13 protein-coding genes are annotated in these 20,750 nt (G+C 70.6%); 7 read left to right on the top strand and 6 right to left on the bottom strand.

All coding sequences use genetic code 11. The annotated features are described in order from the left end of the window. Nucleotides 1-26: 26 nt before the first annotated feature. Nucleotides 27-446, bottom strand: a complete 420-nt coding sequence (locus tag ACZ4LX_RS15705) for an Rv3235 family protein (protein ID WP_467644157.1) — start codon at nt 444-446, stop codon at nt 27-29. Between the two features lie 288 nt (nt 447-734). Between ACZ4LX_RS15705 and ACZ4LX_RS15700 the strand changes: the two genes are divergently transcribed. Together ACZ4LX_RS15700 and ACZ4LX_RS15695 are read left to right on the top strand one after the other, a co-directional pair. Then, on the top strand, nt 735-1,241 hold the full coding sequence (locus tag ACZ4LX_RS15700) for a DUF6912 family protein (protein WP_467644155.1): 507 nt from the start codon (nt 735-737) through the stop codon (nt 1,239-1,241). 91 nt (nt 1,242-1,332) lie between these two features. Beyond that, nucleotides 1,333-2,004 (top strand): HAD family hydrolase, encoded by a 672-nt coding sequence (locus ACZ4LX_RS15695; RefSeq protein WP_467644152.1) that lies wholly within the window; start codon nt 1,333-1,335, stop codon nt 2,002-2,004. A gap of 22 nt (nt 2,005-2,026) precedes the next feature. Here ACZ4LX_RS15695 and ACZ4LX_RS15690 read toward each other — a convergent pair whose 3' ends face one another. Beyond that, nucleotides 2,027-2,593, bottom strand: coding sequence for a DJ-1/PfpI family protein (locus ACZ4LX_RS15690; protein ID WP_467644149.1), 567 nt, complete (start codon nt 2,591-2,593; stop codon nt 2,027-2,029). 397 nt (nt 2,594-2,990) lie between these two features. Between ACZ4LX_RS15690 and ACZ4LX_RS15685 the strand changes: the two genes are divergently transcribed. Next, nucleotides 2,991-8,024 (top strand): NAD-glutamate dehydrogenase, encoded by a 5,034-nt coding sequence (locus ACZ4LX_RS15685; protein WP_467644146.1) that lies wholly within the window; start codon nt 2,991-2,993, stop codon nt 8,022-8,024. 123 nt (nt 8,025-8,147) lie between these two features. On the opposite strand, the gene ACZ4LX_RS15680 is transcribed toward ACZ4LX_RS15685, so the two are convergent. The 4 genes from ACZ4LX_RS15680 to ACZ4LX_RS15665 form a co-directional block, all read right to left on the bottom strand. Beyond that, on the bottom strand, nt 8,148-9,287 hold the full coding sequence (locus ACZ4LX_RS15680) for an FHA domain-containing protein (RefSeq protein ID WP_467644143.1): 1,140 nt from the start codon (nt 9,285-9,287) through the stop codon (nt 8,148-8,150). A 151-nt stretch (nt 9,288-9,438) separates the two neighbouring features. Then, nucleotides 9,439-11,148, bottom strand: a complete 1,710-nt coding sequence (locus tag ACZ4LX_RS15675; protein WP_467644224.1) for a serine/threonine-protein kinase — start codon at nt 11,146-11,148, stop codon at nt 9,439-9,441. 194 nt (nt 11,149-11,342) lie between these two features. Continuing rightward, the gene (locus tag ACZ4LX_RS15670; protein WP_467644140.1) at nt 11,343-12,134 is read right to left on the bottom strand and encodes an ABC transporter ATP-binding protein; all 792 of its coding nucleotides are present in this window, start codon (nt 12,132-12,134) and stop codon (nt 11,343-11,345) included. Next, nucleotides 12,127-13,077: an ABC transporter permease gene (locus tag ACZ4LX_RS15665; RefSeq protein ID WP_467644138.1), complete on the bottom strand. Its 951-nt coding sequence runs from the start codon at nt 13,075-13,077 to the stop codon at nt 12,127-12,129. Before ACZ4LX_RS15665 ends, ACZ4LX_RS15670 begins: the two co-directional genes overlap by 8 nt. A gap of 161 nt (nt 13,078-13,238) precedes the next feature. On the opposite strand from ACZ4LX_RS15665, the gene ACZ4LX_RS15660 reads away from it, so the two are divergent. The 4 genes from ACZ4LX_RS15660 to ACZ4LX_RS15645 all read left to right on the top strand — a co-directional run bounded on the left by ACZ4LX_RS15660 (nt 13,239) and on the right by ACZ4LX_RS15645 (nt 20,680). Further along, nucleotides 13,239-13,844: a TetR/AcrR family transcriptional regulator gene (locus ACZ4LX_RS15660; protein ID WP_467644136.1), complete on the top strand. Its 606-nt coding sequence runs from the start codon at nt 13,239-13,241 to the stop codon at nt 13,842-13,844. Between the two features lie 149 nt (nt 13,845-13,993). Continuing rightward, on the top strand, nt 13,994-17,575 hold the full coding sequence (locus ACZ4LX_RS15655) for a bifunctional glycosyltransferase/CDP-glycerol:glycerophosphate glycerophosphotransferase (RefSeq protein WP_467721194.1): 3,582 nt from the start codon (nt 13,994-13,996) through the stop codon (nt 17,573-17,575). A gap of 288 nt (nt 17,576-17,863) precedes the next feature. Then, nucleotides 17,864-19,084, top strand: a complete 1,221-nt coding sequence (locus ACZ4LX_RS15650) for a glycosyltransferase family 39 protein (RefSeq protein ID WP_467644129.1) — start codon at nt 17,864-17,866, stop codon at nt 19,082-19,084. A gap of 81 nt (nt 19,085-19,165) precedes the next feature. Then, nucleotides 19,166-20,680, top strand: a complete 1,515-nt coding sequence (locus tag ACZ4LX_RS15645; RefSeq protein ID WP_467644126.1) for a methyltransferase domain-containing protein — start codon at nt 19,166-19,168, stop codon at nt 20,678-20,680. The last annotated feature ends 70 nt before the right edge of the window (nt 20,681-20,750 follow it).

Below are 20,750 nucleotides of genomic sequence, written 5' to 3'. Positions count from 1 at the left end.
GGGGCGGGTTCTGCCCCGGGGCGGGGTCAGGAGCGGCGTACCGGGGTGTTGCCCAGTTCCACCGCGGCGCAGCGCCAGCGGAGGTCGGGGCCCTGTTCCAGGCGGAAGGCCATGGCGAGGACCTGTTCGCCCGCCGCGATGCTCGCGCAGGCCTCCACCACGCCCGGAGCCGGCTGGGTGCCCCGGCACATGCGGATGACCGGGCGGGCGCCGCGGCTCCTGAGCGGGGTGGTGGGGGTCAGTTCGGCGAGCTGGTCGTAGGCGTCGCCGATCGTGTGCCCGAGCATCCAGTGGACGGGGCGCTGGCCGCTGAGCACGGCCAGGAGGCGTTCCGCGAACCACTGGTGGGGCCGGATCCGCTGGGGCGTCCGGCGGCGTTGTCCGGGTACGGTTTCGGGCCTGCGCGCGTCGTGCCGTCCGGCGGGCCGGGTCCTGTTCGTGCTCATCGCTGTCGCCCCCGTGCTTCAGAGGCCCGGCCAGTACCGGGCGGTAACTTCTGCTTGGTGATCTTCTACGGGGACGGCGGATGCGGCCGCAAGCGTCGGTGGGCCAGGGGTGGAGAGCGGCGGGTTCACCTATCCGGGTGGGAGCCGGTCCGGTGAGGGGGCCCGGGGCGGGCCGGGCAGGGTGAGGACCGGTTGCCGGGTGGACGGGGCGGGGCCCGGACACGTAACCCCAAAGGGGGACGCCCCACGTATCCTGAGGGCGTTCCGACTACGAAAGCGACCTCAGCCATGCGCGTGTACGTCCCCCTGACCCTCTCCGGGCTCGCAGCGGCGCACCGGGCCGGCGAAGTCGGCCCGGGGCCGTTGACCGCCTACGCGGTGACCCCCGCGCTGCGGGAGTGGTACGTCTCCGACGACATCGAGGAGCTGGAGTACGCGGCGCTCAACCGGGCCGCGTCCGCGTCGCTGCGGCTGATCGCCGGGGATCCCTCGGCCGCCCGTCGCCGGGTCGTCGTCGCCGTCGACGTGCCGGACGGGGCCGCGGTTGCCGACCCGGACCACATCCTGGACGCCTCCTCGCTCGGTGAGGTCACCGTCGCCGCCCCGGTCGCGCTGGCCGATGCCGCCGCCGTGCACGTCGACTCGGACGAGGCCGACAAGGACGTCACCGCGGCCGCGGCCGCCCTGGGAGCGGCGGATCTCGGTGACGACGACGCCCAGTTCACCGTCGACGGCGCCGAGGACCACGAGCTGCTGTGGTTCGGCATCCAGGAGATCCCGAACCTGATCGGGTGAGGATTCCGGCGGAGAGTTCTTCGCGGGGCCCGGCCGTCGGCCGGGTCGGCCTGTCGGGGCCGATGTCAGTGGCAGCGGGTATTTTTCTCGTATGGGGACGCACGGGAAACACCGCACACATCTGGTCTGGGACTGGAACGGCACTCTGCTCGACGACAACACCGCCGTCGTCGGTGCGACGAACGCCGCGTTCATGGAGATCGGCCTGGCGCCGATCACGCTTGAGCAGTACCGGGAGACGTACTGCGTCCCGATACCCCGGTTCTACGAGCGCCTGATGGGCCGGCTGCCCACCGAGACCGAGTGGGAGCGGATGGACGGGGTCTTCCACCGCAGCTACACCGAGCGGCGCGAGGCGTGCGGGCTGACCGAGGGGGCCGCCGAGCTGCTCGCGCAGTGGCAGCTGGCCGGCCGGAGCCAGTCCCTGCTCAGCATGTACGGGCACGAGCACCTGGTCCCTGCCGTGCGGGGATACGGCATCGACCGGCACTTCGTGCGCGTCGACGGGCGCACCGGACCGTCCGGCGGCAGCAAGGCGCAGCACATGGAGCGGCACTTCGCGGCGCTGGACGGGATATCCCCCGAACACACGGTGGTCATAGGTGACGCCGTGGACGACGCGGTGGCCGCTGCCCATGTCGGCGCGAAGGCGGTGCTCTTCACCGGCGGTTCGCACAGCCGGACCAGTCTGGAGGCGGCCGGGGTGCCCGTGGTGGACACCCTGGCCGAGGCCACGGCCCTCGCCCGGCAACTGGGCGAGTGACCGGCGGCCCGCGGGTGCCGGCTCAGGCGACCGGGGCCTTGGTGCGGAGCACGGTGAGGAATTCGCGCATCCAGGCCGAGTGGTCCGGCCAGGCGCGGGACGAGACGAGCGTGCCGTCCACCACGACCTCGGTGTCCTGGAAGGTGGCCCCGGCCGTCCCCATGTCCGGTTCCAGCGCGGGGTAGGCCGTGACCCTGCGGTTCTTCAGTGCGCCGACCGCTGCCGTCATCAGCGGGCCGTGGCAGATCTGGGCCACCGGGCGGTCCGTGTCGAAGAACGCCGAGAGGATCGCGCGGAGGTCGGCGTCGTTGCGCAGGTACTCGGGAGCACGCCCGCCCGGGACGACCAGGGCCACGTAGTCGTCCGGGTCGACCTCCGAGAAGGCCAGGTCGGCCGGCCAGGTGTAGCCGGGCTTCTCGGTGTAGGTGTCGAAGCCGGGCTCGAAGTCGTGGATCACCAGGCGAAGCGTCTTGCGGGAAGGGGCGGCGATATGGACCTCGTACCCCTCCTCGCGCAGTCGCTGGTACGGGTAGAGGACTTCGAGGGACTCGGCGGCGTCGCCGGTGACGATCAGGATCTTCGGTGCCATGGCAGGGCTCCCCACGGTGCGTCGGCCTGTTCTTTTTACCGGTACCAGAGTGCGGCAGCGGCGGCCCGCGCGCTGTTCGGAGTGTCAAAGTTCCTGGTGTTCTTTTGTGTACATGCGGCTCGTGACGGTTATGGGTGCGGGCGAGATAGCCTGGGTCCCGTGATCAGCGCGATACGCCGCGGGGGCAGTGAAGCCCCCCGACTGCGCCCGGAGTGCCACAGCACCCGGGCCATGACTGGTCCCCTCAGCCCGGCCCGACTGCCAAAAAAGGCCAATAAGGTCACGGGCGTCTCTCATAGCGGCATAGCGTCGAGTCAGACCGGAAACCCCGTGTCGTGGCGGTACGTCGTTTTTTTCACCTACGTCACGCAACGGCGCGCGACAGGAGCCAGAGGACATGCAGACCAAGCTGGACGAAGCCAAGGCCGAGCTGCTCGAACGGGCTGCCAAGGTAGCTGACAACAGCCCGGGCGGTGGTGTCGGCGGCCCGGGCGGTACCCCCCGGGTGCACGTCGCGGCCACCGGCTCCGACGACGGCACCGGGGCAGGGCAGGAGCGTCCGCGCCAGGACGTCCTGCTCTCCTATCTCCAGCGCTACTACCTCCACACGGCTCCGGAGGACATCGCGGGCCGGGACCCGGTCGATGTCTTCGGCGCCGCCTCCTCCCACTACCGGCTCGCCGAGAACCGCCCGCAGGGCACGGCCAACGTCCGGGTGCACACCCCGACCGTCGAGGAGAACGGCTGGACCTGCAGTCACTCCGTCGTCGAGGTGGTCACCGACGACATGCCGTTCCTGGTCGACTCCGTCACCAACGAGCTGTCCCGCCAGGGCCGCGGCATCCATGTCGTGATCCACCCGCAGGTCATCGTCCGCCGTGACGTGACCGGCAAGCTGATCGAGGTCCTCACCGAGGGCGTCGGCATCTCGACGGACCCGCAGGCCGGCCGGAAGAACGCCAAGGGGGCGAAGGACGCCAAGGCCGCCCTCCCGCACGACGCGCTCGTCGAGTCCTGGATCCACGTCGAGATCGACCGCGAGACCGACCGCGCCGACCTCAAGCAGATCCAGGCCGACCTTCTGCGGGTCCTGTCCGACGTACGGGAGACCGTCGAGGACTGGGAGAAGATGCGGGACGCCGCGCTGCGCATCGCCGACGACCTGCCCGGCGAGCCGCTCGACGACCTCGCCGACGACGAGGTGAACGAGGCCAGGGAGCTGCTGCGCTGGCTCGCCGCGGACCACTTCACCTTCCTCGGCTACCGCGAGTACGAACTCACGGACTCCGACGCGCTGGCCGCCGTTCCCGGCACCGGCCTCGGCATCCTGCGCTCCGACCCGCACCACAGCGAGAACGAGGCGCACCCGGTCAGCCCGTCCTTCGACCGGCTGCCCGCCGACGCCCGCGCCAAGGCGCGTGAGCACAAGCTCCTCATCCTGACCAAGGCCAACAGCCGGGCGACCGTGCACCGCCCCAGCTACCTCGACTACGTCGGCGTGAAGAAGTTCGACGCCGACGGCAACGTCATCGGTGAGCGCCGCTTCCTCGGGCTGTTCTCGTCCGCCGCCTACACCGAGTCCGTGCGCCGGGTGCCCGTCATCCGCCGCAAGGTCGCCGAGGTGCTGGAGGGCGCGGGCTTCTCGTACAACAGCCACGACGGCCGCGACCTGCTCCAGATCCTGGAGACGTACCCCCGCGACGAGCTCTTCCAGACGCCGCCCGACCAGCTGCGCTCCGTCGTCACCTCGGTGCTCTACCTCCAGGAGCGGCGCCGGCTCCGGCTCTACCTGCGTCAGGACGAGTACGGGCGCTACTACTCCGCGATCGTCTACCTGCCGCGCGACCGCTACACCACCGGTGTGCGCCTGCGGCTGATCGACATCCTCAAGGAGGAGCTGAACGGCACCAGCGTCGACTTCACCGCCTGGAACACCGAGTCGATCCTCTCCCGGCTGCACTTCGTCGTCCGGGTGGCCCCCGGCAGCGAGCTGACCACCCTCACCGACGCCGAGGCCGACCGCATCGAGGCCCGGCTCGTCGAGGCCGCCCGCTCCTGGGCCGACGGCTTCCAGGAGGCGCTGGGCGCCGAGTGCGGCGAGGAGCGCGCCGCCGAGCTGCTGCGCCAGTACGGCCACTCGTTCCCCGAGGGGTACAAGGCCGACCACTCGCCGCGCTCCGCCGTGGCCGACCTGGTCCACCTCGAAGCCCTCAAGAAGGACGCGAAGGACTTCGCCCTCAGCCTGTACGAACCAGTCGGCGCCGGCCCCGGCGAGCGACGGTTCAAGATCTACCGGACCGGTGAGCAGGTCTCCCTGTCCGCCGTCCTCCCGGCGCTCCAGCGGCTCGGTGTCGAGGTCGTCGACGAGCGCCCGTACGAGCTGCGCTGCGCGGACCGTACGCACGCCTGGATCTACGACTTCGGGCTGCGCATGCCGCAGGCCACGGGCAACGGCGGCTATCTGGCCGACGACGCCCGCGAACGGTTCCAGGAGGCCTTCGCCTCGGTCTGGACCGGCGAGGCGGAGAACGACGGCTTCAACGCGCTGGTGCTGAGTGCCGGGCTGAACTGGCGGCAGGCCATGGTGCTGCGCGCCTACGCCAAGTACCTGCGCCAGGCCGGATCCACGTTCAGCCAGGACTACATGGAGAGCACCCTCCAGAACAACGTCCACACCACCCGGCTGCTCGTCTCGCTCTTCGAGGCCCGGATGGCGCCGGAGCGCCAGAGCGCCGGCACGGAGCTGACCGACGGGCTTCTCGAAGAGCTGGACGGAGCGCTGGACCAGGTCGCCTCGCTCGACGAGGACCGGATCCTGCGGTCCTTCCTCACCGTCATCAAGGCCACCCTGCGCACGAACTTCTTCCAGAAGGCGGACACCGGCAAGCCGCACGGCTATGTGTCGATGAAGTTCGACCCGCAGTCCATCCCGGACCTCCCGGCGCCCCGCCCGGCGTTCGAGATCTGGGTCTACTCGCCGCGTGTCGAGGGTGTCCACCTGCGCTTCGGCAAGGTCGCCCGCGGCGGCCTGCGCTGGTCCGACCGGCGCGAGGACTTCCGTACGGAGATCCTCGGCCTGGTCAAGGCGCAGATGGTGAAGAACACCGTCATCGTGCCGGTCGGCGCCAAGGGCGGCTTCGTCGCCAAGCAGCTGCCCGACCCGGCCGTCGACCGTGACGCCTGGATGGCCGAAGGCATCGCCTCGTACCGCACCTTCATCTCGGCGCTGCTCGACATCACCGACAACATGGTCGCCGGCGAGGTCGTGCCGCCCAAGGGTGTCGTCCGGCACGACGAGGACGACACCTACCTCGTCGTCGCAGCGGACAAGGGCACCGCGAAGTTCTCCGACATCGCCAACGAGGTCGCCGTCGCGTACGGCTTCTGGCTCGGGGACGCGTTCGCCTCCGGCGGTTCGGCCGGCTACGACCACAAGGGCATGGGCATCACCGCCCGCGGCGCCTGGGAGTCCGTCAAGCGCCACTTCCGGGAGCTCGGCCACGACACGCAGACGCAGGACTTCACCGTCGTCGGCGTCGGCGACATGTCGGGCGACGTGTTCGGCAACGGGATGCTGCTCTCCGAGCACATCCGGCTCGTTGCGGCCTTCGACCACCGGCACATCTTCATCGACCCGAAGCCGGACGCCGCGACCTCGTACGCCGAGCGGCGCCGCCTCTTCGACCTGCCGCGCAGCTCCTGGGCCGACTACGACAAGTCGCTGATCTCCGCGGGCGGCGGCATCCACCCGCGCAGCGCCAAGTCGATCCCGGTCAACGCGCACATGCGCGAGGCGCTCGGCATCGAGGCCGGGGTCACCAAGATGACCCCCGCCGACCTGATGCAGACCATCCTCAAGGCCCCCGTCGACCTGGCGTGGAACGGCGGCATCGGCACGTACATCAAGTCCTCCGCCGAGTCGAACGCGGACGTCGGGGACAAGGCCAACGACGCGATCCGCGTCAACGGCGAGGATCTGCGGGCCAAGGTCGTCGGCGAGGGCGGCAACCTCGGCGCCACCCAGCTCGGCCGGATCGAGTTCGCCCGTACCGGCGGCCGGATCAACACCGACGCGATCGACAACAGCGCCGGCGTGGACACCTCCGACCACGAGGTGAACATCAAGATCCTGCTCAACGGCCTGGTCCGGGACGGCGACATGACGGTCAAGCAGCGCAACAAGCTGCTCGCCGAGATGACCGACGAGATCGGCCGCCTGGTGCTGCGCAACAACTACGCGCAGAACACCGCGCTCGCCAACTCGGTCGCCCAGGCGCCCTCGCTGCTCCACGCCCAGCAGCGCTTCATGCGCAGGCTGGGCCGCGACGGGTATCTCGACAGGGAGCTGGAGTTCCTTCCCACCGACCGGCAGATCCGCGAGCTGCTGAGCGCGGGCAAGGGGCTCAGCCAGCCCGAGCTGGCCGTGCTGCTCGCCTACACGAAGATCACGGCGGCGCAGGAGCTGATCGGGACGAGCCTGCCGGACGACGCGCACCTTCAGAAGCTGCTGCACGCCTACTTCCCGCAGCAGCTGCGCGAGCGCTTCCCCGACGCGGTCGACGGGCACGCGCTGCGGCGCGAGATCATCACCACGGTCCTGGTGAACGACACGGTGAACACCGGTGGTTCGACCTTCCTGCACCGGCTGCGGGAAGAGACCGGTGCCTCGATCGGCGAGATCGTACGGGCACAGTTCGCGGCCCGGGAGATCTTCGGCCTCGGTGCGGTGTGGGACGCCGTCGAGGCGCTCGACAACAAGGTCCCCGCCGAGGTGCAGACCCGGATCCGCCTGCACTCGCGCCGGCTCGTCGAGCGCGGCACGCGCTGGCTGCTCGGCAACCGGCCGCAACCGCTGGAGATCGCCGCGACGATCGACTTCTTCCGTGACGGCGTCGAGCAGGTCTGGGCCGAGCTGCCCAAGATGCTGATGGGCGCCGACCAGGAGTGGTACCAGGGCATCCTGGACGAGCTCACCGAGGCGGGGGTCCCGGACGCGCTCGCGCAGCGCGTCGCCGGGTTCTCGTCGGCCTTCCCGGCGCTCGACATCGTGGCGATCGCCGACCGCACGGGCAAGGACCCGCTGGCCGTCGCCCAGGTGTACTACGACCTCGCGGACCGGCTGGGCATCACCCAGCTGATGGACCGGATCATCGAGCTGCCGAGAGCCGACCGCTGGCAGTCGATGGCCCGTGCCTCCATCCGTGAGGACCTGTACGCCGCGCACGCGGCGCTCACGGGCGACGTGCTGAGCGTGGGCAACGGCTCCTCCTCGCCGCAGGAGCGGTTCGAGGCGTGGGAGGAGAAGAACGCGGCGATCCTGTCGCGGTCGCGGTCCACGCTGGAGGAGATCCAGAGCTCGGACGCGTTCGACCTGGCGAACCTGTCGGTGGCGATGCGGACGATGAGGACGCTGCTGCGTACGCACGCCTGACAACCTGACACGAGGAAGGGGCGGCTGCCGGACGCGTACGCGTGTGGCAGCCGCCCCTTCCCGTTGCCTCGCCCTTTCCGTTGCCGCCCTTTTCCCGTTGGCCCTTTCCCGTTGCCGCGGGTCTCAGGCCATGCGGGTCACGGCCGCCTCGGCTGAGGGCGGCGGCCTGCGGCGCTGCCACTCGTTGGCCAGCTCCGTCGGGAAGCGGCGGCCGCTGCGGGTCAGCATCACGCCGTCGACCAGCTGGAGTTCGTCACCGCCCTGGTACGGGCGTTCGTCCGTGCCCAGCTTGTGCCACGGGCCGGGGCCGGACCTGCGGGGGTGCCGGCGCCACAGCGTCGTGCCGTAGCTGCTGCGGTCGCGGACGTGCACGGTGCCGCCGGAGACCCGCAGTTCGAGATGGACGCGGCTGAGGCCGGCGGTCCGCTCCTTCGGCAGGAGTCCCGCCAGCGAGATACCGCCCTCGCCCGCGGCCCGTCCCACCTTCACCCGGGTGCCGTCCACCAGCGTGAACCGGTCCGCCAGCGCGCCGTCGAGCAGCAGCTTCAGCTGGACGGTCGCCGTGCGCGGGCCGTCGTCGACCAGGGCGCCGCCGTGCGTCTCGCAGGTCGGCACCCCGCGCCGCATCCGGGGGAGCAGTGCCGCGCTGCCCCGCTCGGTGTCGTACAGGGTGCAACGCCGTTCCACGCAGCGCCAGTTGCGGTCAACGACCTCGAAGCGGGGTTCGCGGCGCGGGTTGAGCAGCCCCTGCTTCTTCAGCGCGTCCTCCTCCAGCTTCATGGAGATCTCGACGGGGGTGGCCACCTTCATGTCGACAGGGGCGAGACCGACGGTGCCGTCGGGACGCGGTATGGGTTCCAGGAAGTCGTCGACATTGCCCTGGATCCACGGATACAGCGTGCGGTGCCCCCGGAAGCGGTCCCCGGTGATGACGGGGATGCCGGTGAGTTCGCAGAGCTCCAGCAGCCGGTCGTCGGCGTCACCCAGCTCCTCCACCAGGCCCGTCCGGACCCAGTGCGTCAGCAGTCCGATGTCCGATGGGTCGGTGAACTCCCGCTGGCCGCCATGCCGCAGGCTCCGGTCGGCGACCAGGTACAGCTTGACGTCGGGGTCGCGGGCCAGCTGCTTCGCGGCGTCGGTGAGGAGCGCGAGGCGGCGCAGTGAACGCCCGCCCCGGTCGCCCAGGCGGAAGTTGCGTACGACGTTGGACAGGTCGACGAGGAAGCAGGCTTCCTCGAAGTCGGTGGTCAGGTGCTCTTCCATCGGTGCCGGCCTCCGAACTTGCCGATCAGGAAACTGACGCTCTGTGAACAAGCTTACTGGGCAACTGTATTGACGCCGGCACGTGTGGTTCCGACGTGGAGGGCGTCGCCGTGTGCGCCGCGCCCGGGCGGTCGGCGCCCCGGCCGGCCCCTCACTCGTTGATCTTCCAGAGCGACACCTCGGTGTCGAACCCCGGGACCTTGAAGTCGCCGGGTACGAGGTGGGTGTCGAGGATCTTCATCATGGCGAGGTTGCCCTCGGTCGTCACGGTGCACAGGATGGTGCCCTTCCGCAGGGTCTTGCCGTCCTTGAGCTGGTCCTCGTCGAGGTCCTGGAGCACGGAGTTGTCCACCGCTTCCCGGCAGGCATCCGGGGTGGCAGCGGTGGCCGTGCCCGTGGGGGTGAGGAACTGCATCGTCGAGACGCCGTTGAAGTAGCGGAGCTCCTGCCCCTCCTTGTCCTCCGGGTTGGAGCCGCCGTGCGGGTTCAGCTTCGGCACGTCGAAGTCGATCATGCTGGTCTCCTGCCAGCCCGGCGCCCTGATCAGCAGGGTCTTGTCCTTGTAGACCTCGGTGTACCGGGGCTTCGGGGTGGGGGAGGCGGAGGACTTCGGTGTGTCCGCCGGATGTGTTCCCGCCGACTGCGTACCGGTCGGCCCCTTCGCCGTATCGTCGTCGCCCGTCGAGCCGTCGGGCCGGTTCGACCACCAGACCAGGGTCACCAAGGCTGCCGCGACGATGGCGCCGCCTGCCAGCAGGCCGCGCCGCCGGTCCGTCATCGGCGGCCGCTGCGGCGGCTGCGGCTGCGGCTGTGGCGGGTACGGGGAAGGAGCGGCTCCCGGGTACGGGGAGGGTCCGGTGCCCGAGGCCTGAGCGGGCCGGGTGGCCGTGAACGGATCCGCCGCGGGGGCGCCCGTCGGGGCCTGGGGCGTGGGCGGACCCGGCGGGGCGGGCGGGAGCGTCGTGCCGGCGGACGAGGCGGGCGGGGCAGGCGGGACGGTGGTGCCGGCCGAGGGGGCCGCCGGGGCCGGAGGCCGCAGCGCGGCCTGCTCCCGGCGGGCGATGTCCGCGGCGAGCGGACCCGGGAGCCAGCCGTCCGGACCGTCGCCCGGATCGCACGCGGCCAGCTCGGCGGGGGTGGGGCGCGCTGCCGGGTCCTCGGCGAGGCAGCCGGCCAGCAGCGCGCGCAGCTCCTCCGGGTAGCCGTCGAGCGACGGCGGTCTGGTGCCGGTGTTGGCGATCCGGGTACCGATCGAGACCGGTCTGCCCTCCCCGTACGGATGGCGGCCGGTCGCGGCCACGGCTGCGACCAGCCCGAGCGAGAAGACGTCGCTGGGCGGTCCGACCTCTTCGCCGAGCGTCTGCTCGGGAGACATGAACTGAGGTGTGCCGATCAGCATCCCGCTGCGGGTGATGTGGGTGGCGTCGGCGGCACGGGCGATCCCGAAGTCGATGACGTGCGGGCCGTCGGCGCCGAGGAGGATGTTGCCGGGCTTCAGATCGCGGTGGACGACGCCTGCCGTGTGCATGGCGGCCAGGCCCTGCGCCGTGCGACCGACGAGCCGCAGGACCGAGGGCAGCGGGAGCGGGCCGTGGGTGGTCAGCGCCTCGTGGAGCGAGAGCCCGGGGATGAACGCGGAGGCGAGCCAAGGCTGTTCGCCCGACGTGTCGTGGTCCACCACCGGCACCAGGTGGTACCCCCGCACCCGCCGGGCGGCCTGCACCTCCCGCTCGAACCGGCGCCGGAACTCCGGGTCGTTGCCGAACTCGCGGCGGATCAGTTTCAGCGCGACCGCCTGTCCGCCCCGGGAGTGCGAGAGATACACGGCCCCCATGCCGCCCTCGCCGATGCGGGCGAGCAGCCGGTACCCGGCGATCTCGCGCGGATCGCCGGGGCCCAGGGGCGTGAGTATCGTGCCGGTGCCGGTATTGATGGGAGCCTCCCCGCCCTCGCGGTCGCAGTGGACCGGACGAGCCTACGCCAGAGGGTGGTACGCCAGTTCCCTTACGGGTAAGGGCTGTTGGCGTTCCGGCTGGAGGCCGGCGGGTGGAGTGGCTACCCGCCCTTTTTCCGGCCCGAGGTGAACTGTTCGTACGCGGCGACGACCTCCCGGGCGGGCCCGTCCATCCGCAAGGTTCCCGCCTCCAGCCAGATCGCCCGGTCGCAGGTCTCGGTGATCGACTTGTTGTGGTGGCTGACCAGGAAGACCGTGCCGGCCTTCTCCCGCAGCTCGATGATCCTCTCCTTGCTGCGCCGCTGGAACCGGGCGTCGCCCGTGGACAGCGCCTCGTCGATCAGCAGGACGTCATGGTCCTTGGCGGCGGCGATGGAGAAACGCAGCCGGGCGCCCATGCCGGAGGAGTACGTGCGCATCGGCAGGGTGATGAAGTCGCCCTTCTCGTTGATGCCGGAGAAATCGACGATGCCGTCGTAGCGTTCGCGGATCTGCGCCCGGCTCATACCCATGGCGAGCCCGCCGAGCACGACGTTGCGCTCGCCGGTGAGATCGCTCATCAGCGCCGCGTTCACGCCGAGCAGGGAGGGCTGGCCCTGTGTGTGGACGCGGCCCTTCGTGGCGGGCAGCAGACCGGCGATCGCCTTGAGCAGGGTCGACTTGCCCGATCCGTTGGAGCCGATCAGCCCGATCGCCTCCCCCTTGTACGCGGCGAAGCTGACCCCTTTCACGGCGTGCACCTCGCGCACTCCGGGGGCCTGCCGGCGTGACGTGATCCGGCTCAGGGCCGAGGTGGCGCTGCCCTTTCCGGTGCGGGCGCCGTTGACCTTGTACGTGATGTGGACGTCGTCGACGACGACGGTCGGGATCCGGAGGTCTGTGCGGTCAGCCACGTCCGTAACTCTCCTCGGCCTTCCAGAAGTAGAGGAATCCGCCCATGCCGCACAGCAGTGCCCAGCCGGCGGCGACGGCCCACACGTGCGGGGGCAGCTGGTCGCTCCCGAAGCTGTCGATGAGGGCGAACCGCATCAGGTTGATGAAGACCGCCGCCGGATTGACCTCCAGTGCCAGCTTCACGAGGTGCGGGACCTGAGTGCCCCGGAGCATCGTCTCCACGCTCCACATGACGCCCGACGCGTACATCCAGGTGCGCAGGATGAACGGCGTCAGCTGGGCGATGTCCGGGGTCCGTGCGGCCAGCCGGGCCATCACCATCGAGATGCCGGTGTTGAAGACGGCCTGGAGGACCAGGGCCGGCACCGCCAGCAGCCAGGAGGGCCGCGGGTACTGGCCGAAGGCGAGCAGGATCAGCGCCAGCGCGCCCAGCGAGAAGAGCAGCTGCTGGAGCTGTTGCAGGGCGAGGGCGATCGGCAGGGAGGCCCGGGGGAAGTGCAGGGCCCGTACGAGACCGATGTTGCCGCTGATCGCTCGGGTGCCGACGGTGATCGACGAGCTGGTGAAGGTCCAGATGAAGACGCCGGTGACCAGGAACGGTACGTAGTCCGGGACGCCGTGCTTCGTCTTCATCAGGACGCCGAAGATGAAGTAGTAGACCGTCGCGTTGAGCAGCGGGGTCATGATCTGCCAGATCTGGCCGAGCTTCGCCTGGCTGTACTGGGCGGTGAGCTTGGCGGTGGCGAACGCGGTGATGAAGTGCCGCCGCCCCCACAGCTCACGGACGTACGCCAACAGGCTCGGGCGGGCCCCGCTCACGGTCAGTCCGTGGCGGGCCGCGAGGGCGGCGAGCTCACCGGGGGCGTATAGGGGGGCGTCTCCGGGCGGGGCGACGGACGGCGGGGCGTCCGTCGGGGCCTGGGCTGTTGTCTGACTCACCACGATCGCTTTCGACGGAAGGCGGGAAGGCGGGAAGGCGGGAAGGCGGGGAAACGGGGGAGCGGGCGGGTTCGACGGAACGGGACCGTATCGTCGCAACGCCGAGGGTAGGACGTGCCGCGTCGCTACGCAACCGTTTCGTCGTCGCGGACTATGATTCGGCCATGACCACCGACCCGGGAAGCCGCCGCCGTGCCCCCGCCGGAGCCGCCGTGCTCCGCGAGGACGTGACCGATGCGATCCGCACCGCGGTCTTCGAGGAGCTGGCCGCGGTCGGCTTCGCCCGGATGTCGATCGAGGGCATCGCGCGGCGGGCCGGTGTCGGCAAGACCGCGGTCTACCGCCGCTGGAAGTCCAAGCTGCACCTGGTCCTGGACCTGGTCTCCGCCGTCGCGGTGCAGGGCATGCCGGCCCCGGCCACGGGGTCGCTGTACGGGGACGTCCGCGCCGTGCTCGAACTGGCCGCGTACGCGCTGCGCCACCCGCTCGCCTCCCAGGTCATCCCGGACCTGCTCGTCGAGGCGGCCCGCAACCCGGAGATCTCCGACACCATCAAGGCCGCCCTGCTCGACCCGCAGCAGGGCATCGCCGCCGTGGTCGTCCGGGACGCCGTCGCTCGCGGGGAACTGCCGGAGGGCAGTGACCCGGACCGCGCCCTCGACCTGATCGTCGGCCCTCTCTACTGGCGGCTCGCGGTCGTGAGGGGCGAGCTGCCCGCGGGTTATCTGGACGACCTGGCGGCCTCGGCCGTGGCCGCGCTCACCCGCTGACCGGGCGGCGGAGCCGCGGCGCGCCGGTGACGGGCGTCAGCATCATGACCGCGACATCACTCGTTGGGGACCGTAACCGGTGACCCCCGGCCGTTCACGGGGTTGAGCCATACGGATAGCCAGGCCCCCGATGAACGGACGTGCTCGCCATGCCGCCACGGCTCAGTGTCGTTGTCCCCGTCTACAACGTGGAACCCTTCCTGACGGACTGCCTGAAGTCCCTCGCGGAGCAGACCGTCACCGACCTCGAAGTGGTGATGGTCGACGACGGGTCCACCGACGGCAGCGCCGCCCTGGCCGCCGGGTTCGCCGCCCAGGACGACCGCTTCCGGCTGGTCAGCCAGGCGAACGGCGGACTGGGGCACGCCCGTAACACCGGCGTCCGCAACTGCCACCCCGACAGCCGCTACCTCGCCTTCGTCGACAGCGACGACATCGTCCCGCCGCGCGCGTACGAACTGCTGGTCGGCGCCCTGGAGCAGACCGGCTCCGACCTGGCGTCCGGCAATGTGCTGCGGCTGCGGACCGACGGCAGGCTCCAGCAGTCGCCGATGTTCCGCAAGCCCATGGCGACCACACGGCTGCGCACCCACATCTCCCGCGACCGGCAGCTCCACGGGGACCGGATCGCCTGCAACAAGGTCTTCCGCCGTTCCTTCTGGGACGAGCACGCGTTCGCCTTCCCCGTCGGCGCGCTCTACGAGGACATCCCGGTCGTGCTGCCCGCGCACTTCCTGGCCGGCTCCGTCGACATCGTGAAGGACCCCGTCTACCACTGGCGGGACCGCCCCGGCTCGATCACCGCCGGCCGGGCCGTCGTCCGAGGCATCCGCGACCGGGTGGCGCACGTGCAGGGCGTCTGCGCCTTCCTGGAGGAGAACCGCACGGCCGCCGACAAGAGCCATTACGAGGCGCACGCCCTCGCCAACGACCTCTGGTACTTCATGGAGGTCCTGCCCGACGGCGACGACGCGTACCGCGAGGCCTTCCTGACGCACACCAACGCCTTCATCGACCAGCTCGAACCGGCGGTGCTCGACGGGCTCCCGCTGCGGCTGCGGCTGATGTGGCACCTGGTACGGGAGCGGCGCACGGAGGAACTGCTGGCGCTGCTGGCCTTCGACAAGCGGGAGCCCGGCGCGTTCGCCGTACGCGGCGTGCGGCGCAGGCGGGCCGCCTACCCGCCGCTGACCCGTCCGGTGCCGGGCCGGGTGCTGCGCGTCGGCGACGGCGATCTGCCGCTGGTCGCCCGGCTGCGGGAGGTGCGCTGGCAGGACGGCAAGCTGCACCTGAGCGGGTACGCGTACATCCGCAACCTGCCCGTCTCCTCGGTCCGTTCCGAATTCCGGGCCGGCTGGCTGCGGGCTGCGGGCGGGCGGAAGGTGGTCCCGCTGCGCCTGCGCCGGACCGGCGAGCCGGAGGCCACCGCGCGCTCAAGGCAGAGCCTGCACGACTACGACCGGTCGGGTTTCGAGACGGTGCTCGACCCCGCCAGGCTCCGCATCGACGCGGACGGCCCCGCCGACCACGTCACCTGGCGTCTGGAGCTCGGCGTCGCGAGAAAAGGGATGCTGCGGCGCTCCGCGCCCACCACCGCCGAGGCCCCCGTGGCGCCGCCCGTGCACCGGCCGGACGGCGACCACCGGATCGTTCCGGCCTTCGAGGCGGACCGGCTGGTGCTGCACGCCGAGCGGATCGACGCGCGCTTCGAGACCCATCGCGCGGGCGAGCCGGGCGAGCCCGGTGATCAGGGGCAACAGGGCGCGCCGGGCGAAGGCACGGCCACCGTCGTCATCGACGGCATGCTGCGGGACCGGCTCGCCGGCCAGGATCTGCGGCTCGGCCTCACCCACCGTCCCTCCGGCGCCACCCTCGAGTGCCCGGTGACGGTGCACGACGCCGCGCCCTCGGCGGCGGGCTGGCGGCGCTTCACCGCCGCGATCCCGCTCACCGCCGTCCTCGGCGCCAGGCCCGCGGACACCGAGGCGCGGGCGGGCCTCGCGTACAGCGTCCATCTCATCGGCCCCGGCGGACGCCGCACCCCCCTCGATGTGCCGGGACCCGTCCCCTCGGGCCGGTACCCGCTCGCGCCGGTCGCCGACGAGCCCCGCGAACTCGCCCTCACCGTGAGCGCGCGCGGCAATCTGCTGATCAGTGACCGCTGTGTGCGGCCCACCGTCGAACTGGCCGCCTGGACGCAGGACGGCAAGCTGCTGCTGGAGGGCGCCTTCCCCGACGGCTCGGGGCGCCCGGTCGAGCTGGTGGCCCGGCACAGCGGCCATCACGAAGAGGCGTCCTTCCCCGTCGAGTTCACCGGACCGCGGGACGAGCGGAGGTTCACCGCGATGCTGCGGCCGGACGCCGTCGAGGTGTGCGGGGGAGGGACGCTGCCGCTGGGGGAGGGCAACTGGTACCTCTTCCTCCGCGAGAAGGGTGCCGTCGACGAGAGCGGCGACGCCGCCCTGCGCCTGCCGGCCGCCGTCCACCACACACTGCCCGCGGCCCGCACCCTGTCGAGCCGTTCCTACGTCATCGAGCGACGCTTCCACGACCAACTGCTGCTGAGCTGCGCACCCGCGCTCGCCGCCACCGAGCGCGGCCCGCGCGCCAAGCGGCTGCTCACCGCCGCCCACGCCGCGCAACGCACCGCGGCACTGCGCGAGACCGTACTGTTCAGCAGCTTCGACGGCCGCCAGTTCTCCGACTCGCCGCGCGCCGTCCACGAGGAGCTGGCCCGGCGCGGGACCGGTCTGGAACATCTGTGGGTGGTACGCGACGGACAGGTGCGCATCCCGGCCGGGGCCACCGCCGTGGAGCACGGCTCGCGGGCCTGGTACGAGGCACTGGCCCGCAGCCGGCACATCGTCACCAACACCCAGCTGCCCGAGTGGTTCGAGCGGCGCGAGGGCCAGACCGTCGTCCAGACCTGGCACGGCACCCCGCTCAAGCGCATCGGCCTCGACCTCGCCGGCACCGCCCAGGCGAACCCCGCCTACATCGCCACCCTCGAACAGCGCGCCCGGCAGTGGAGCTTCCTGGTCTCCCCGAACACGTACTCCACCCCCGTGCTGCGCCGCTCCTTCGGCTTCGACGGCGAGGTCCTGGAGTGCGGCTACCCCCGCAACGACCTCTTCCACGCCCCGGACCGGACCAAGATCGCCGCCGCCGTACGGGAGACACTCCAGATCCCCGACGGCAAACGGGTCGTGCTCTACGCGCCGACCTGGCGCGACGACCAGCCGAAGAACCGAGGCCGCTACGCCATGGATCTGCGGCTCGACCTCGCCGCCGCCGAGCGCGAACTGGGCGCCGACACCGTCCTGCTGGTGCGCCGTCACTATCTCGTCGCCGACCGGCTGCCGGACAGCGGTACGGGATTCGTCCGCGATGTCTCGCGCTACCCGGAGGTCGGCGAGCTGATGCTGATCAGCGACGCACTGGTGACGGACTACTCCTCGCTGATGTTCGACTTCGCGCAGACCAGCCGGCCGATGCTCTTCCACACCTACGACCTGGAGCACTACCGCGACACGCTGCGCGGTTTCGCCTTCGATTTCGAGGCACGGACCCCCGGACCCCTGATCCCGGACTCGGGGGATCTCATCGAGGCGCTCCGTGACCCGGACCGGGCGACCGGGGGACACGCGGGGGCGTACGAGGCGTTCCGGCGTGACTTCTGTGACCTCGACGACGGCCGTGCGGCCGTCCGGGTGGCCGACCGGATGCTGTAGTCCGCACCGCTGTGCCGCATCCGCTCCCGGACGGGCGCGGATGCGCCGTGAACTGCGGAGTGACGCGATGATGACCGTGAATTGACGCACGGATTTTCCGAACTGAGTGAACCGTTCGAGTGATTCAGAGAATATGGCGTTTGCACTGATGTGCAGGGAATTCGAGCGCTGAGCCGAAAAAGTATGCTCATCGGTGCGTCGCATGGCGTCGTCGGGTTGCTACGTTCTGTTTTCATGGGTATCCGAATGTGGTGCGAAACCTTGAATGCGCGACGGGCCGGAGTCGCTGTGCTTGCGGTGGCATCGATCGGCCTTCTCGTGCGCATGGTCATCGCGGCGAATCTTCCGGGACCCGCCGATGTGCGCTTCTTCCAGGAGTTTGCCCAGGCAGTCTCCGTACACGGCCCCATTCGGATCTATGAACAGGTGCTGCCCGGACTGCCCGTCTACAACCATCCGCCGCTGACCGGCTGGATGTTGCTCGGACTGAACAATCTTTCGGAATTCGGAATTTCGTTCGCGACACTGATCAGGTGGCCTGCGTCGATTGCCGATTTCCTCTGCGCCCTGCTCGTGTTCGAAATGGTCCGCAGGCGTGCCGCACTGAGTACCGCTGTGCTGTGTGCGGTCGGTGTCGCCCTGAGCCCGGTGCTGATCGCCACCTCCGGGTACCACGGCAACACCGACGCCGTCGCCGTCATGTTCGCCCTGGCCGCCGCCCATCTGCTGGCCGACCGCACGTCCCCGCTGGCCGCGGGGGTGGCCGCGGCGCTGTCGATCAGCGTCAAGTTCGTCCCGGTCGTGGTGATCCCGGCGCTGTTCGTCGCCGCGCTGCGGGGCGGGCGGCCGGTGCTGGTCCGCTTCGCCGCGGGGTTCGCCGCCGTGTTCGCACTCGTGTGGGGGCCGGTCCTCGCGACCGTGCCGCAGGACCTCCGGACGAACGTGCTGGAGTACGCGGGCGGCGGCTACCGCTTCTGGGGGCTGGTCCGGTTCGCCGACGTGTCCGGCCTGCCCGAGCCGTTCATCGCCTTCATGCAGGGCGGCGGCCACTTCCTCTTCGTCCTGCCGTGCGTGGCGGCCGGGGCCTGGCTCGCCTGGCTGCGGCCCGCGCAGCTGCCCGGTGTCGTCGCCGTCACGCTGGGCCTGCTGCTGCTTCTGTCCACCGCCTCCGGCCTGCAGTACCTGACCTGGGCCGCGGCCGGAATGTTCGTCCTCGGGCTCCGCGAAGGGCTCGCGTACAGCGGTGTGCTCGGGCTGACGGCGGTCCTCGGCTACAGCGGACACTCCGCCGTGATCTGGAGCGAGCCGGTGCTGTATCTGGGGGCCGCCGGCTGGATCGTCCTCGCGGCCGGACTGGCCACCGGTGTCCACCGCCTTCTTGCCGCGCGGCCGGACGGGGGCATGACGGGCCCGTCGGGACCGCCCGGCCGTTCCGGCCGTTACGGCCGGGTGCGGCTCTCCGCTCCCCGCGCCTCCCGGCCCTCCCGTTCCGCCGTCACCCGACCCTGACCGCGACACCGGAGCGGCGCCCGCACACCGTTCCCTCCCCGATCACAGCCATGAGCACCGAGCGCAACTGGAGAACGCCCCGTGAAGGAAAGCCCGAGTCCCAGGATCGGCATCCTGGTGGTCGCGTACAACGCGGAGACCACCCTGGAGAAGACCCTCGACCGGATTCCGGAGGATTTCCGGTCCCGGATCGACGAGATTCTCATTCTCGACGACGCGAGTCATGACGCGACCTTCACCGCGGGCTGCCGGTGGTCGCAGGCCGAGGGAATGCCGCGGACCGTGGTGATGCGGCACACCAAGAACCTCGGTTACGGCGGGAACCAGAAAGCCGGATACGCGCTGGCCGCCGCACACGGTCTTGACATCATCGTGCTGCTGCACGGTGACGGGCAGTACGCCCCGGAATTGCTGCCCGAAATGGTCGCGCCGATCGAGCGCGGCGAATGCGAAGCCGTGTTCGGATCGCGGATGATGAAATCGGGTGGCGCCCGCAAGGGCGGAATGCCGATGTACAAGTGGCTGGGCAACCGTATTCTCACCCGGCTGGAGAACGGGCTGCTCGGATCGAAGCTCACCGAATTCCACTCCGGATACCGCGCCTACAGTGTCGAGGCGCTGAAGAAGCTGCCCATCGACCGGAACACGGACGCCTTCGACTTCGACACACAGATCATCGTCCAGCTGCTGAACGCGGGAATGCGGATCAAGGAAATCCCCGTGCCCACGTACTACGGCGACGAGATCTGCTACGTCAACGGCATGAAATACGCGAAGGACGTGGTCAAGGACGTCCTCGAATACCGCCTGGCGGTCAAGGGGTTCGGCACCTGCGCCTGGATCCCCAAGCCCGTCGAGTACGCCTTCAAGGAAGGCGACGGCTCCTCGCACGCGGTCATCCTGGAGAAGATGCGGAAGATGCCCCCCGGCCGGGTTCTGGACCTCGGCTGTTCCGGCGGGCTGTTCGCACAGCGCCTCGAAGCCCTCGGCCACGAGGTGACCGGGGTGGACTACGTCGAGGTGCCCGGTGTACGCGAGAAGTGCACCCACTTCCATCTCGCCAACCTGGAGGAGGGGCTGCCGGACGGAATCGGCACCGGCTTCGACTATGTGGTGGCCGGGGACGTCATCGAGCACCTCTCCCGCCCCGAACGGGTGCTCGCCGAGGTCGCCACCGTGCTGCGGCCCGGCGGTGAGGTGCTGCTCTCCGTACCGAACTTCAGCCACTGGTACTCACGGCTGCGGGTCGCCGTCGGGGCGTTCGGCTACGACCGCCGAGGCATCCTCGACGAGACGCATCTGCGCTTCTTCACCCGGTCCAGTCTGCGCCGCACCGTACGCACCGCCGGCTACGACGTCCTGGACATCGCCTCGACCGGGGCGCCGTTCTGGTCGCTCCTGGGGCGCGGGCCGCTCGCCGCCGTACTCGGCGGGATGTCGAGGCTGCTGACCAGGATCCGGCCGACCCTGTTCGGCTATCAGCACGTCGCACTGCTCACCCCGCATGCGGCCGAGACGATCATCGCTGGAGAGCACGTCGATGTACAGGACATCCTCAACCGACAGTACGTCCCCGCCGACCGGGTCCGCGTCTGAGGCGACGATCCCCGAACCCACCCCCGCCCCGGAATCCGAGACCCGGGCAGCCGCAGTCAGGAGCAAGGCC

This window comes from Streptomyces sp. NPDC026062 (assembly GCF_055568375.1).
The sequence above is the reverse complement of the archived record's forward strand: the minus strand, read 5'-3'. Positions and strand labels throughout refer to the sequence as shown.

What these genes read in the sequence shown, in the direction of transcription:
- ACZ4LX_RS15705 (WP_467644157.1), bottom strand. Translation starts at nt 446, where the DNA reads ATGAGCACGAACAGGACCCGGCCCGCCGGACGGCACGACGCGCGCAGG.
- ACZ4LX_RS15700 (WP_467644155.1), top strand. Translation starts at nt 735, where the DNA reads ATGCGCGTGTACGTCCCCCTGACCCTCTCCGGGCTCGCAGCGGCGCAC.
- ACZ4LX_RS15695 (WP_467644152.1), top strand. Translation starts at nt 1,333, where the DNA reads ATGGGGACGCACGGGAAACACCGCACACATCTGGTCTGGGACTGGAAC.
- ACZ4LX_RS15690 (WP_467644149.1), bottom strand. Translation starts at nt 2,593, where the DNA reads ATGGCACCGAAGATCCTGATCGTCACCGGCGACGCCGCCGAGTCCCTC.
- ACZ4LX_RS15685 (WP_467644146.1), top strand. Translation starts at nt 2,991, where the DNA reads ATGCAGACCAAGCTGGACGAAGCCAAGGCCGAGCTGCTCGAACGGGCT.
- ACZ4LX_RS15680 (WP_467644143.1), bottom strand. Translation starts at nt 9,287, where the DNA reads ATGGAAGAGCACCTGACCACCGACTTCGAGGAAGCCTGCTTCCTCGTC.
- ACZ4LX_RS15660 (WP_467644136.1), top strand. Translation starts at nt 13,239, where the DNA reads ATGACCACCGACCCGGGAAGCCGCCGCCGTGCCCCCGCCGGAGCCGCC.
- ACZ4LX_RS15655 (WP_467721194.1), top strand. Translation starts at nt 13,994, where the DNA reads ATGCCGCCACGGCTCAGTGTCGTTGTCCCCGTCTACAACGTGGAACCC.